The sequence below is a fragment of the Ancylobacter sp. SL191 genome (assembly GCF_026625645.1).
GTDB lineage: Bacteria > Pseudomonadota > Alphaproteobacteria > Rhizobiales > Xanthobacteraceae > Ancylobacter.
In genome coordinates this window covers 583,242-597,381 of record NZ_CP113056.1, presented here as the reverse complement: position 1 = coordinate 597,381, position 14,140 = coordinate 583,242, and the positions used below count along the sequence as shown (strand labels likewise).

The following is a 14,140-nucleotide window of genomic DNA, read 5'->3' as shown; positions in this document are numbered from 1 at the left end:
GTGATGCAGAGAAATGTAGCCGCATTCACTCCCGGAATCGCGTGTTTCATCAATAAGCGGCCGTCAAACTCGGAAAATCCAGATGATTTAGCTAGCGACCGGAAGGTCTGACGTAGATCGTTACCCACTTCGCCAGAGCGCGAGTGCCTATTTCGGCTCAGTTAGATGTTCACTTTCTCTCTTTGCCGGGCTCAAGTATAATATATAATATTTAAATGATTTATAGAAAAATTCATAGTATTTTTATTTATTTGTTAGATTATAGATGATAAAATTTACGCCAATTTTAGACTAAGGCATGATAAATCAATCATATTAAAATATGCAAAAATAAACAACGAATATGGGGTGGGAGTCCGAATATATTCGGGCGCGCCACTTCGGTACAAAACTGCGAACCATCTTCCTCGTCAGTGATGCTGGCCTGCGCGAAGCTCGCGACGGCTATCGCCGCTCCAACCGGTCGCGCCCGGCGGCAATGCCTGGCGCAGAGACGCCGGCTTCGTCGAGCTGCGCGATCATGTGGTTCACCAGATTGATGCCCGCGGGTGAAAGCCTGGGGTGCTTGTAGAACAGCCCGACGCGGATCTCTGCCAGCGGCGGGAAGCCGTCGGCCTCGTCCAGTACGCGCATCCCCGGCAGCAGGGTGTAGCGTGTAAGGGCGCTGACGCCGAGGCCGCTCACCACCGCGTTCTGCAGCCCGGCAATGCCCGCACCTGAATAGGCCACACGCCAGCGCAGCCGTGCTGCATCGAGCGCCTGGATCATCCGCGCGCGGTAGACGCAGCCTTCGGGATGGGCAGCCAGGGGAATGCCACGGTTGGTGTCGAGCCGCGCGTCGTCCGCCGCCGCCCAGATCGGCCGCTCGACCCAGGAGCGGGAGAGGTGGCGCGTGTCCTCATTGTTGACCATGGCGACCGCGAGATCGAGCTCGTCGGCGCGCAGGCGATCGAGGATCTCGGCAGACCAGCCGCAATGCAGCTCGAGCATGAGCTCAGGGTGCTGGCGCGTATAATCGGTGATGACGCCCTGCAGGAAGGCGACGGCATAGTCATTGGGCAGGCCGACGCGGATCACGCCGGTGATCGTCGCCCGGTTGAAATGCGAGGCGGCCTCGTCATTCAGCCGCAGGATCTCGCGCGCATAGGTGAGCAGCACCTCCCCTTCGCCGGTGAGTTGCAGGTTGCGGCTAACCTGCCGGATCAGCGGGGCGCCGACCAGTTCTTCCAGCCGGCGGATCTGCAGCGAGATGGCGGGCTGGGTGCGGCCGAGCGCCTCGCCGGCGCGGGTGTAGGCGCCGAGATCGACGACGCAGACAAAGGCGCGCAGGAGATCGGTCTGGAAATTGGTGATGGCGCGCATGCATATCCATCGCTGATGGATTGGGAATGCGCATAAGCCTTTCATATCGCCGGGGCGGCGACAATGGCTGTCGGGCCGGAGCTGGAGAGCGGCCGACCCGGTGGTCGCCGCTCCCCCATCCTCAGTTACGGATGATGTTGTGCTCGGGGCCGAAGGGGAAGCCGGTGATGTTCTCCGCGCCATCCTCGGTGACGATGAGGATGTCGTGCTCGCGATAGCCGCCGGCGCCGGGCAGCCCCTGCGGCAGCATCACCATCGGCTCCATCGAGACCACCATGCCGGGCTTGAGCTCGGTGTGGATGTCCTCGCGCAACTCCACCCCGGCCTCGCGGCCATAATAGTGGCTGAGCACGCCGAAGGAGTGACCATAGCCGAAGGAGCGGTACTTCAGCAGATCCCATTGCCGGTACATGTGGTTGAGCTCCAGCGCGATCTCGCTGCATTTGGCGCCCGGCTTGATAAGATCGAGGCCGCGCCGGTGAACGGCGACGTTCTTTTCCCAGATGTCGAGACTCGTATCGTCGACATGGTCGCAGAACAGCGTGCGCTCCAGCGCGGTGTAGTAGCCGAAGATCATTGGGAAGGTATTGAGCGAAAGGATGTCGCCGGACTGCACGACCCGGTTGGTCACCGGGTTATGGGCGCCATCGGTGTTGATGCCGGACTGGAACCAGGTCCAGGTGTCCATGAGCTCGACAAAGGGGAAGGACTTGGCGATCTCGCGCACCATGGCGCCGGTCGCGGCGAGCGCGACCTCGTGCTCGGGAACACCGGCCTTCACCGCCGCCACGCAGGCCGCCCCGCCGACATCGGCGATGCGCGCGCCCTCGCGGATGAGTTTCTGCTCTTCCGCCGATTTGATGGTGCGCATCCACATGGAGGGCTGGCTGATGTCGACGAACGCCACGCCGGGCAGCGCTTCCTCGAGTTGCCGCAGGAAATCGAGGCTCACCTGATCGAACTCGATGCCGATGCGGCGCGCACCCGGGGTGAGCTGGCGCACCGCGCGGTAGAAATTGTCCCGCCGCCAGTCGGTGTAGGTGACGTTGTCGCTGGTGCTGCGGCGCCAGGGCTGGCCACCATCGATGCCGGCCGAGATCGTCGTCGCCTTCTCGTGGTCGATCACCATGCCGTAGCGACGACCGAACGAGCAGTAGAGCCAGCCGGAATAGTAGTTGATGCCGTGGTAGGAGGTGAACAGCGCCGCATCGACGTTGTTTTCCGCCATCCAGCCGCGCACGGCTGACTGCCGACGCTTCATTTCGGCATCGGAGAAGGGAGAGAATTCCTTCTCACCATTATGCCATTGCATCACATGCAGCATGTCGTCGGTCATCGCAGCGCTCCAGCCTGGGCGAGGGTGTTGCGAGACGCTAACGGCGGATGCCGCCTAGGGGTAATTTATTGGCGCAATGAGGGCATTTCGAAAATTTATGCCACTTCGCGGGCTGACGTTTGTCGCCGCTTCCCGCCTCATTCCCGCAAGCCCCAGCCTCGCCCCGGTTCATGGCGCCTTCCCATGTTTCTGTTGCATTGCACCTAAACGAAAGTTCGATTCTTTCGGATTTTTGCCCATTGCGGGCAGTTGAGGTTTCAGTTAGCGTCAATGCGAAGATAAAAACGAAAGCGCTCCTGACCTAAAGGAGCCAGGCCTTGGGAGACGCCGCGTGGACGCTCGCACGCTCGATCCGCTTTATGACCTTGCCATCATCGGTGGCGGGATCAATGGCTGCGGCATTGCCCGCGACGCGGCCGGCCGCGGCGCGTCTATCGTGCTGTTCGAGAAGGGCGATTTCGCCGGCGCGACCTCTTCCGCCTCTACCAAGCTGATCCATGGCGGCTTGCGTTATCTCGAGCATTACGAGTTCCGGCTGGTGCGCGAGGCGCTCATGGAGCGCGAGGTGCTCTGGAAGATCGCCCCGCACATCATCTGGCCGCTGCGCTTCGTGCTGCCGCACCACAAGGGTCTACGCCCGGCCTGGCTGCTGCGCCTCGGCCTGTTCATCTATGACCATCTGGGCGGTCGCAAGCTGCTGCCCGCCACACGCACGCTGGACCTGACGCGCGACCCGACCGGCAAGCCGCTGCGCGAGGGCTTCAGCCGCGGCTTCGAGTATTCCGACTGCTGGGTCGAGGACAGCCGCCTTGTTGTGCTCAACGCGCTCGACGCTGCCGAGCGCGGCGCGGACATTCGGCCGCGCTGCCGGGTCATTGGCGCCACGCGCGGCGCGGATCACTGGCAGATCGAGGTCGAGCAGGATGGCGAGCGCTCCACTGTCCGGGCGCGCGTTCTGGTGAATGCCGCCGGGCCGTGGGTCCATGAGGTGCTGGCGCAGGTCGTGCGGGTGAACTCTCCGGCCAATGTCCGCCTCGTGCAAGGCAGCCACATCGTGGTGCCCAAGCTCTATGACCACGACCGGGCCTATATTTTCCAGAACGCGGACGGTCGCATCATCTTCGCCGTGCCCTATGAGCACGACTTCACGCTGATCGGCACCACCGACCGCGATTTTGGCCAGACCCCGGCCCAGCCGGTCGCCAGCGCGGAGGAAATTGCCTATCTCTGCGCCGCCGCCAGCGAGTATTTCCGCGCGCCGATCACCCCGGACCAGGTGGTGTGGACCTATTCCGGCGTGCGCCCGCTCTATGATGACGGGGCCTCAAAGGCGCAGGAAGCCACGCGCGACTATGTGCTGGAGATGGAAGAGGGCGAGGGGCGGCCCCCCTTGCTGTCCGTCTTCGGCGGCAAGATCACCACCTATCGCCGCCTTGCCGAGCACGCGCTGGAAAAGCTCGGCGCCTTCCTGCCCGGCGCGTCCAAAGTGTCTTGGACCGGCAAGGAGCCGTTGCCGGGCGGCGATTTCCCGGTGGGTGAACCGGTGCGCATCGTTGCGCAGATCAAGCGCGCCCATCCCTGGCTCGACGAACGTCTGGCTCGCCGACTGGTCGTCGCCTATGGCACGCGGGCCCTGCGCCTGCTCGACGGGGCACGCAGCGCGGCCGATCTCGGCCGGGTGTTCGGCGCCGATCTCACTGAAGCGGAGGTGCTTTACCTGATGCGCGAGGAATGGGCCCGCACGGCCGAGGACGTTCTCTGGCGCCGCTCCAAGCTGGGCTTGCGCTTCTCGGCCGAGCAGATTGCAGCGCTCGATGCCTTCATGCACGAGAAGGCGCTGGTGCGCCCCATGCCGGCCACTGTGCGGGGGGGCAGTCGTGACGCTTCAACTCGAAAATGTCAGCCGCGTTGTCGGCGGTGTCACCCATATCCGCGATGTGTCGCTAAAGCTGGAGCGCGGCAGCCTCAACGTGCTGCTCGGCGCCACGCTGTCCGGCAAGACCAGCCTGATGAGGCTGATGGCCGGCCTTGATGCGCCGAGCTCCGGCCGCGTTCTGGTGGATGGCAAGGACGTGACCGGCTTCACCGTGAAGAAGCGCTCGGTGGCGATGGTCTACCAGCAGTTCATCAACTACCCCGCCTTGACGGTGTACGAGAACATTGCCTCGCCGCTCCGCGTCGCCGGCCTGCCCAAGGCCGAGATCGAGGCGCGCGTCGCTGAGGCAGCGCGGCTCCTGAAGCTCACGCCCTATCTCCAGCGCCGCCCGCTGGAAATGTCCGGCGGCCAGCAGCAGCGCTGCGCCATTGCCCGCGCGCTGGTGAAGCGGGCCGATCTCGTGCTGCTCGACGAGCCGCTCGCCAATCTCGACTACAAGCTGCGCGAGGAACTGCGCGAGGAATTGCCGCGTATTTTCGCCTCGACCGGCGCCGTCTTCGTCTATGCCACGACCGAGCCGATGGAGGCGCTGCTGCTTGGCGGCAGCACGGCGACGCTGCTGGAGGGGCGCCTCACCCAGTTCGGCCCGACCGCCGAGGTCTATCGCCGCCCGGGCGACCTCGCCACCGCCGGCGTCTTCTCCGATCCACCGCTGAACACTCTCACCGCCACCAAGAGCGCGGGCGCGGTGCAACTGGAGACCGGCGCGTCCATCCCGGTCACCGGTGCCTTCGCCGAGGTGCCCGATGGCCGCTACACGATCGGCGTCCGTGCCCATCATCTGCAGGTCGAAGCGGGAGGGGAACATGACGGGCACGCTCAACCCGCTAGTGCGGTTCCTGGTGCGCGCTTCCGCCTGCGCGCGGGCGTTACCGTCGCCGAGATCACCGGCTCGGAGACCTATCTGCATATGGAGATGGGGCACACGCCGCTAATCGCCCTTCTGCCGGGTATCCGCTCGCTGGAGCCGGGAGCGGCGGTCGATGTGCTCGTCGACCCCAACGAAATCCTCCTGTTCGATTCCACCGGCGCGCGCGCCGGCCGCGCTCTCGACGCGGCAGCCTGACGGAGACGCGCGATGGCCAGCATCACCCTCGACCATCTCGCCCATGCCTACCGCCCCAACCCGCAGGGGCCGCAGGACTATGCGCTGAAGGAAATCAATCATGTCTGGCGGCAGGGCGGCGCCTATGCGCTGCTCGGGCCTTCGGGCTGCGGCAAGACCACGCTGCTCAACATCATTTCCGGGCTGGTGACGCCGACGAACGGGCGCATCCTGTTCGACGGGCGCGACGTGACGCACCTGCCGACCGAGGCGCGCAACATCGCGCAGGTGTTCCAGTTCCCCGTCGTCTACGACACGATGACGGTGCGCCAGAACCTGGCCTTCCCGCTCAAGAATCGCGGCGTGCCGCGCGCCGACATCGACCGGCGCGTCGAGGAGATCGCGGGCCGTCTCGACATGAGCGCGGTGCTCGACCGCAAGGCGCAGAACCTCACCGCCGACGCCAAGCAGAAGATCTCGCTGGGCCGTGGCCTCGTGCGCTCGGACGTCGCCGCCATTCTGTTCGACGAACCGCTGACGGTCATCGATCCGCATCTCAAGTGGCAGCTGCGCTCCTCGCTGAAGGAACTGCACCGCGCGCTTGATCTCACCATGATCTACGTCACCCACGACCAGACGGAGGCGCTAACCTTCGCCGATACGGTGGTGGTTATGCATGACGGCGCGGTGGTGCAGACTGGCACGCCGGAAGAACTGTTCATCCGCCCGGCCCACACCTTTGTCGGCCACTTCATCGGTTCGCCCGGCATGAATGTGCTGGCCGCCAGCGTGGATGGCCGCACCGCCCGCATCGGCGGGGCGCAGGGCGTCACCGTTGATCTCGCGCGCGCCTACCCGGCCCTGCCGGCGGGGGCGCGGATCGAGCTCGGCGTGCGGCCGGAATTCGCCCATCTCGCCCCGGCGGGCACCGGACTGCCGGTGAGCGTCAAGCGCATTGACGACCTTGGCCGCAGCCGCATCGCACGCGTCGAGATCGCCGGCCAGCCCGCCGCCGTGCGGGTGCCGGAAGGCGTGAGCGTCAGCGGCGGCGAGGCCGGGCTGGTTCTCGATCCGCAGCAGATTCACATCTATGCCGACGGCGCTCTGGTCGCGGGCGAAGGGGGCGCATGATGGAAAAGCCACTGAACAACCGCGCCTGGCTGCTCGTCGCGCCGGTGTTCTTCATCGTCGCCTTCTCGGCCATCGTGCCGATCATGACGGTCGTGAACTACTCGGTGCAGGACACGTTCGGGAACAACCAGTTCTTCTGGAACGGTCTCGGCTGGTTCCAGGAACTGCTCGATCCCTCGACCGAGCTCGGCGGGCGCTTCTTCGACGCGCTGTGGCGCAACTTGCTGTTCTCCGCCGTCATCCTCGCCATCGAGGTGCCGCTCGGCATCCTCGTCGCCCTCTCCATGCCGCGCGACGGGTGGAAGGTCGCCGCGACGCTGGTGCTGATGGCCCTGCCGCTGCTGATCCCGTGGAACGTGGTTGGCACGATCTGGCAGGTCTTCGCCCGCGCCGATATCGGCCTCGCCGGCTGGGCGCTGAACGCGATCGGCATTCCCTACAACTACACGGGCGACGTGCTCTCGGCCTGGCTCACCCTGGTGGTGATGGATGTCTGGCACTGGACGAGCCTCGTGGCGCTGCTCTGCTATGCCGGCCTGAAGTCCATCCCCGACGCCTATTACCAGGCAGCCCGCATCGACGGTGCCTCGCGCTGGGCGGTCTTCACCACCATCCAGCTGCCGAAGATGAAGCGCGTGCTGCTGATCGCCGTGCTGCTGCGCTTCATGGACAGCTTCATGATCTACACCGAGCCCTTCGTCCTCACCGGCGGCGGCCCGGGCAACGCCACAACCTTCCTGTCCATCGACCTCGTCAAGCTCGCCCTGGGTCAGTTCGACCTCGGCAAGGCGGCGGCGATGTCCCTCGTCTACAACCTCATCGTGCTCGCCGTGTGCTGGGTCTTCTATACCGTGATGACCCACGCCGGCACCGAGCGCCCGGCCCGGGAGATCGCGTCGTGAACTCCTCCTCGCGCGGCGGCACCTTCGTGATGGTGCTCTACCTCGTCTTCCTGATGCTGCCCATCTACTGGCTCGTGAATATGAGCCTGAAGACCAATTACGAGATCAACACCACGGTCTCGCTGTGGCCGCAGGCTATCACCTTCGAGCACTACATCAAGATCTTCACCGATTCGAGCTGGTATTCGGGCTACATCAACTCGCTGACCTATGTGGTGCTGAACACCATCATCTCGATCAGCCTTGCTCTACCGGCCGCTTACGCCTTCTCGCGCTACACTTTCGTGGGCGACAAGCACCTGTTCTTCTGGCTGCTGTCGAACCGCATGGCGCCGCCGGCGGTGTTCGCGCTGCCCTTCTTCAATCTCTATTCCGCCATCGGCCTCTTCGACACGCCCTGGGCGGTGGCGCTGGCGCACTGCCTGTTCAACGTGCCGCTGGCGGTGTGGATCCTCGAAGGCTTCATGTCCGGCGTCCCGCGCGAGATCGATGAGACGGCGGCGATTGACGGTTATTCCTTCCCGCGCTTCTTCGTGAAGATCTTCATGCCGCTGATCGCGAGCGGCATCGGCGTCGCCGCCTTCTTCTGCTTCATGTTCTCCTGGGTGGAACTGCTGCTCGCCCGCACGCTCACCGCCACCAACGCCAAGCCCATCGCGGTGACGATGACCCGCACGGTCTCGGCGGCCGGTATGGACTGGGGGCTGCTCGCGGCGGCGGGCGTGCTCACCATCATCCCAGGTGCGCTGGTGATCTGGTTCGTGCGCAATTACATCGCCAAGGGCTTCGCCCTTGGGCGGGTGTGAGGAGGCCGGCATGGACGATTTCAGCACCCGCCTCACTGAAAACACCGCCTGGATGGCGTGGACCTGGCAGACCGGCGTGTTCTTCGCGCTGATCGCCACGGTGCTCATCATCTTCACCGTGATCGCAGTGCGGCGGCCGGAGCGTGCCCGTGTCGGCGTGCTCCGTATTCCCACCACGCGCGGCGATCGGCTGTTCATCACGCTGCTCGGCAGCGCCTTCATCAATCTCGCCTGGCTCGCCCTGGTGGGGCCCGAACTCGGCTGGGCGCTCGCGCTCTGCCTTGTCTACGCACTGGCGGTGTTCCGCCTCGTGTGACGCTCGCAAAGCGGCGGCAGGCCGCGACATTCTCGAATGAGATGGGAGGAAGCCATGAAGACAATGACACGCCGAACGAAATTGATGGTGGCCGCCAGCGCCATGGCGCTGCTGGCCTTTGCCGCGCCGGTGCGCGCGGATGAGGCGGCGGCGAAGAAGTGGATCGACAGCGAGTTCCAGCCCTCGACGCTGTCGAAGGACGAGCAGCTGAAGGAACTCCAGTGGTTCATCAAGGCGGCGGAGCCCTTCAAGGGCATGGAGATCAACGTCGTCTCCGAAACCATCACCACCCATGAATACGAGGCCAAGGTTCTCGCCAAGGCGTTCTCGGAGATCACCGGGATCAAGCTCACCCACGACCTCATCCAGGAAGGCGACGTGGTCGAGAAGATCCAGACGCAGATGCAGTCGGGCAAGAACATCTACGATGCGTGGGTGAACGATTCCGACCTCATCGGCACGCATTTCCGCTACAAGCAGGCCGTGCCGCTGACCGACTGGATGGCCGCCGAGGGCAAGGACGTCACCTCGCCGACGCTGGACCTCAAGGACTTTATCGGCCTCAGCTTCACCACCGCCCCGGACGGCAAGCTCTACCAGCTGCCCGACCAGCAGTTCGCCAACCTCTACTGGTTCCGCTACGACTGGTTCACCAACCCGGACTACAAGGCCCGCTTCAAGGCCAAGTATGGCTATGATCTCGGCGTGCCGGTCAACTGGTCGGCCTATGAGGACATCGCCGACTTCTTCACCAACGATGTGAAGGAGATCGACGGCGTCAAGGTCTATGGCAACATGGACTACGGCAAGAAGGATCCCTCGCTCGGCTGGCGCTTCACCGATGCGTGGCTGTCCATGGCCGGCAATGGCGATCGCGGCCTGCCGAACGGCAAGCCGGTCGACGAATGGGGCATCCGCATGGAAGGCTGCCGCCCGACCGGTTCCTCGGTGGAGCGCGGTGGCGACACCAACGGCCCGGCGGCGGTCTACTCGATCGTCAAGTATATCGAGTGGCTGAAGAAGTACACGCCGCCGCAGGCGCTCGGCATGACGTTCTCCGAGGCCGGCCCGGTGCCGGCGCAGGGCACCATCGCCCAGCAGATGTTCTGGTACACCGCCTTCACCGCCGACATGGTGAAGCCCGGCCTGCCGGTGATGAACGCCGACGGCACGCCGAAATGGCGCATGGCCCCCTCGCCGAAGGGCGCCTACTGGAAGGACGGCATGAAGCTCGGCTACCAGGACGTGGGTTCCTGGACGCTGTTGAAGTCCACCCCGGTGGACCGGCGCAAGGCGGCCTGGCTCTACGCCCAGTTCGTGACGTCGAAGACCGTGTCGCTGAAGAAGAGCATGGTGGGCCTGACCTTCATCCGTGAGAGCGATATCTGGTCGCCGGCGATGACCGAGCGGGCGCCCAAGCTCGGCGGCCTCGTCGAGTTCTACCGCTCGCCGGCGCGCGTGCAGTGGTCGCCGACCGGCTCGAACGTGCCGGACTACCCCAAGCTCGCCCAGCTGTGGTGGCAGAACATCGGTGACGCTTCGTCCGGCGCCAAGACCCCGCAGGCGGCGATGGACGCGCTGGCGGCGGCGCAGGACTCGGTGATGGAGCGCCTGGAGCGTTCCGGCGTGCAGGGCGAATGTGGCCCGAAGCTGAACGCCAAGAAGCCGATGGAGTACTGGGTCGAGCTCGCCAAGAAGGAAGGCAACCTCGCCCCCCAGCCCAAGCTCGCCAACGAAAAGCCCAAGGGCGAGACCATCGACTACGACGCCCTCATCAAGTCCTGGCCGGCTACCCCGCCGACCAAGAACTGAGCCGTCTGACGTGACGCACGCCCTCTCCCCGCATGGGGAGAGGGCGCCGCCTTTTAGGGCGGGCTCTCCCGCGACTTTTCCTTCCGATCATGGCAGATGGTGCCGCCCTGCGTGCCGGCTCGCTTGCTGCCGCCCCCTTGCGCGTCGGCAGGCGCCGGGCTCCGATGCGCCCGCAGCCTTCGAGGTGACGTCATGAGTTCCTATCTGCTTGCGATCGATCAGGGCACGACGTCCTCGCGTGCCATCCTGTTCCGGCCAGACACCTCCATCGCCGCCATGGCGCAGCAGGAGTTTCCCCAGCACTTCCCGGCATCTGGCTGGGTCGAGCATGAGGCGGAGGATCTCTGGCAGACCACGCTCGCCACCTGCCGCGAGGCCATCGCCAAGGCCGGCGCGAGTGCCGCCGACATCGCCTCCATCGGCATCACCAATCAGCGCGAGACCACCGTGGTGTGGGACCGCCGCACCGGCACGGCGATCTACCGGGCCATTGTCTGGCAGGACCGCCGCACCGCCGAACTCTGCGCCAAGCTGCGCGCCGAGGGGCATGAGCCGATGGTGAGCGAGCGCACCGGCCTCATCCTCGACCCCTATTTCTCCGGCACCAAGATCAGCTGGATCCTCGACCATGTGCCGGGCGCTCGCGCGCGCGCCGAGCGGGGCGAGCTCGCTTTCGGCACGGTCGATTCCTGGCTGTTGTGGAAGCTTACCGGCGGCGAGGTTCATGCGACCGATGCGACCAATGCCGCGCGGACGCTGCTGTTCAACATCCGCACCGGCGAATGGGACGAGGACATGCTGGCGCTCCTGCGGGTGCCGCGTTCGATCCTGCCGGAGGTGAAGGATTCCGCCGCCGCCTTCGGCACCACGCGGCCGGAATTCTTTGGCGGCGCCATTGCCATTGGCGGCATCGCCGGCGACCAGCAGGCGGCCACCGTCGGCCAGGCCTGTTTCCAGCCGGGCATGATCAAGTCGACCTATGGCACGGGCTGCTTCGTTCTGCTCAACACCGGTGACACGCCGGTCGCCTCGTCCAACCGGCTGCTCACCACCATCGCCTATCAAATCGCCGGCAAGCGTACCTATGCCCTTGAAGGATCTATCTTTGTTGCCGGCGCGGCGGTGCAGTGGCTGCGCGACGGGCTCGGCATCATCGGCACGTCGGCCGAGAGCGAGGCGCTGGCCGAGACCGCCGATCCGGCCCAGCAGATCTATCTCGTGCCGGCCTTTGTCGGCCTCGGCGCGCCGCACTGGAACCCGGATGTGCGCGGCGCGATCTTCGGCCTGACGCGAGCCACCACGCGGGCGGAATTCGCCCTCGCGGCGCTGGAAAGCGTTTGTTATCAAACCTCTGACCTCCTGGAGGCGATGCGCGCCGACTGGAAGCAGGCGAGCGGCAAGGCGTCGGCGCGGGCGACCGTGCTGCGCGTCGATGGCGGCATGGCGGCTTCGAATCTCGCCATGCAGCGCCTCTCGGATCTCCTCGCGGCGCCGGTCGACCGGCCGGTGGTGCGCGAGACGACGGCGCTGGGCGCGGCCTATCTCGCTGGTTTTCAAGCCGGAATCCTGCCGGCGCCGGAGCGCTTCGCCGATAGCTGGCGGCTCGACCGGCGCTTCATGCCGACCATGGCGCCGGAGACCCGCACCGCCAAGCTCGCCGGCTGGCAGGACGCGGTGCGCCGCCTGACGATGCCCTGACACCGGGTTTTCACCGCCCGCGGGCGGTGGATTGTCAGTGCAGTGAGGTGGAGTGTCAGGCCAGTGTGTGCGGGTGAGGCCAGCCGTCCGGCGCGTCGCGCCGACGGCGTGCGGGCTGGCGGTTGCGGCGCGGCTTGGCTATTGCAAGGACGCGGTGACGTCCGCCGCCCTGCCGAAACCCTGCCCAGCTGCCTGAGGAATCCCCCCGCCCGTGCCCGACCTCGCCCAGACCGTCCGTGAGATCGCTGAGGAGATGCGCGCCCGCCCCGATCGCGGCGAGGTGGCGACCTATATCCCCGAGCTCGCCAATGTCGATCCCGCGGCCTTCGGCATCGCCGTGGTGGACGCGGACGGCACCGTCGCCGCCGCCGGCGACTGCGACGTGCCGTTTTCCATCCAGAGCGTCTCCAAGGTCTTCACCCTCACCCTGGCGCTCGGCAAGATCGGCGACCGTCTGTGGCGGCGGGTCGGGCGCGAGCCGTCAGGCAGCCCGTTCAACTCCATCGTGCAGCTTGAGGCCGAGCACGGTGTTCCCCGCAATCCCTTCATCAATGCCGGCGCCATCGCCGTCACCGACGCCATCCTCTCCGGCCACCAGCCGCGCGAGGCGTTGGGCGAGATCCTGCGCTTCCTGCACTTCATCGCCGAGGACACCAACATCTCCATCGACGACAAGGTGGCGGCGTCCGAGCAGCGAACCGGCTTCCGCAACCGGGCGCTGGCCAATTACATGAAGGCGTTCGACGTTCTGGAGAACCCGGTCGATTACACGCTGGGCGTGTATTTCCACCATTGCGCGATCGCGATGACCTGCCGCCAGCTCGCCATGGCCGGGCGGTTCCTCGCCCATGGTGGGCGCAATCCGTCGACCGGCTATTCGGTGGTGTCGCCGGAGCGGGCGCGGCGCATCAATGCGGTGATGCTGACCTGCGGCCATTATGACGGCTCGGGCGAGTTCGCCTATCGCGTCGGCCTGCCGGGCAAGAGCGGGGTGGGCGGGGGCATTCTGGCGGTGGCGCCGCGCCGGGCGTCGATCGCGGTATGGTCGCCGGGGCTGGACGCCAGCGGCAATTCCCATCTCGGGCGCATCGCGCTGGAATTGCTGACGCAGCGCATGGGCTGGTCGATCTTCGGCTGAGCGGTTCGGTGGCCGCCGTCATCACACGGCACGTCAGAAACAAAGAGGGCCGGACGTCAGGTCGCCGGCCCTCTGGGAATCGCTGCTGGTGAACGCGCTGCGCGTGGCTGTCTCATGAGGGGCACGCGGACCGGTCTCAGTTCTTGCGTCCCTTATCTTCCTTGATCGCGTCCTCATGATACCAGCTGCCGAAGCAGATAGCGGGCACCTGGGTGGCTTCGCGCCGGGCGCGGTCATCCGCGGAACGGCTGGTTGCGCCGGCCCGCCCGCCGACCGGGAACTGGTAGATCGTCGCACTCTCGCGATGAACGCTGGCACTCATCCTGTTTCTCCTTGTTCGGCTGCGCGTTCCCGCATCAGCCCTTGACGGCATAATAGCACGTTCGGCATGGCGTAGGTGCAAAATGCACATTTTGCGATCACAAGAAGATCAGAAATTGTGCAGTGCCGAGATTGCCGGACTTATCCCGTGCGTTAACGGCGACGATGGCAGTTTGGTTGCGTGGGCTTTCGCGAGGCTGGTGTCGTGCGGGCGCTATCCTGCGGGCGCAAGGCGCGTTTTCCCGGTGCCCGGCTCCGCGTCGCCGGTAACGGGGCCGCCGACCGTTCCCCTGTCGCGCGCTCGTGATCCGCGCGACCACCCATCCTGGCGCGCGTT

12 protein-coding genes are annotated in these 14,140 nt (G+C 65.5%); 9 read left to right on the top strand and 3 right to left on the bottom strand.

Annotated elements, in window-relative coordinates; all coding sequences use genetic code 11:
* Nucleotides 1-444: 444 nt before the first annotated feature.
* Nucleotides 445-1,362, bottom strand: coding sequence for a LysR substrate-binding domain-containing protein (locus OU996_RS02615; RefSeq protein ID WP_267584114.1), 918 nt, complete (start codon nucleotides 1,360-1,362; stop codon nucleotides 445-447).
* Between the two features lie 121 nt (nucleotides 1,363-1,483).
* On the bottom strand, nucleotides 1,484-2,698 hold the full coding sequence (locus OU996_RS02610) for a M24 family metallopeptidase (protein WP_267584113.1): 1,215 nt from the start codon (nucleotides 2,696-2,698) through the stop codon (nucleotides 1,484-1,486).
* 331 nt (nucleotides 2,699-3,029) lie between these two features.
* On the opposite strand from OU996_RS02610, the gene glpD reads away from it, so the two are divergent.
* From glpD to OU996_RS02565, 9 genes are all read left to right on the top strand, one after another.
* The gene (gene glpD / locus OU996_RS02605; protein ID WP_267584112.1) at nucleotides 3,030-4,730 is read left to right on the top strand and encodes a glycerol-3-phosphate dehydrogenase; all 1,701 of its coding nucleotides are present in this window, start codon (nucleotides 3,030-3,032) and stop codon (nucleotides 4,728-4,730) included.
* Nucleotides 4,627-5,700 carry an ABC transporter ATP-binding protein gene (locus OU996_RS02600; protein ID WP_267585569.1) on the top strand — a complete coding sequence of 358 codons (1,074 nt, stop codon included), beginning with the start codon at nucleotides 4,627-4,629 and terminating at the stop codon, nucleotides 5,698-5,700. Before glpD ends, OU996_RS02600 begins: the two co-directional genes overlap by 104 nt.
* A gap of 12 nt (nucleotides 5,701-5,712) precedes the next feature.
* Nucleotides 5,713-6,810: an ABC transporter ATP-binding protein gene (locus OU996_RS02595; protein WP_267584111.1), complete on the top strand. Its 1,098-nt coding sequence runs from the start codon at nucleotides 5,713-5,715 to the stop codon at nucleotides 6,808-6,810.
* Nucleotides 6,810-7,712, top strand: coding sequence for a carbohydrate ABC transporter permease (locus tag OU996_RS02590; protein WP_267585568.1), 903 nt, complete (start codon nucleotides 6,810-6,812; stop codon nucleotides 7,710-7,712). Before OU996_RS02595 ends, OU996_RS02590 begins: the two co-directional genes overlap by 1 nt.
* 29 nt (nucleotides 7,713-7,741) lie before the next feature.
* The gene (locus OU996_RS02585) at nucleotides 7,742-8,518 is read left to right on the top strand and encodes a carbohydrate ABC transporter permease (RefSeq protein WP_267585567.1); all 777 of its coding nucleotides are present in this window, start codon (nucleotides 7,742-7,744) and stop codon (nucleotides 8,516-8,518) included.
* Nucleotides 8,519-8,528: 10 nt separating this feature from the next.
* On the top strand, nucleotides 8,529-8,834 hold the full coding sequence (locus OU996_RS02580; protein WP_267584110.1) for a DUF2160 domain-containing protein: 306 nt from the start codon (nucleotides 8,529-8,531) through the stop codon (nucleotides 8,832-8,834).
* Nucleotides 8,835-8,897: 63 nt separating this feature from the next.
* Complete coding sequence (locus tag OU996_RS02575) at nucleotides 8,898-10,646, top strand: ABC transporter substrate-binding protein (RefSeq protein WP_420712741.1); 1,749 nt, start codon at nucleotides 8,898-8,900, stop codon at nucleotides 10,644-10,646.
* Nucleotides 10,647-10,838: 192 nt separating this feature from the next.
* Nucleotides 10,839-12,344, top strand: coding sequence for a glycerol kinase GlpK (gene glpK, locus OU996_RS02570; protein WP_267584108.1), 1,506 nt, complete (start codon nucleotides 10,839-10,841; stop codon nucleotides 12,342-12,344).
* A 211-nt stretch (nucleotides 12,345-12,555) separates the two neighbouring features.
* Nucleotides 12,556-13,482, top strand: coding sequence for a glutaminase (locus OU996_RS02565; protein WP_267584107.1), 927 nt, complete (start codon nucleotides 12,556-12,558; stop codon nucleotides 13,480-13,482).
* A 136-nt stretch (nucleotides 13,483-13,618) separates the two neighbouring features.
* On the opposite strand, the gene OU996_RS02560 is transcribed toward OU996_RS02565, so the two are convergent.
* Complete coding sequence (locus tag OU996_RS02560) at nucleotides 13,619-13,804, bottom strand: DUF2735 domain-containing protein (RefSeq protein ID WP_267584106.1); 186 nt, start codon at nucleotides 13,802-13,804, stop codon at nucleotides 13,619-13,621.
* Between the last annotated feature and the right edge of the window lie 336 nt (nucleotides 13,805-14,140).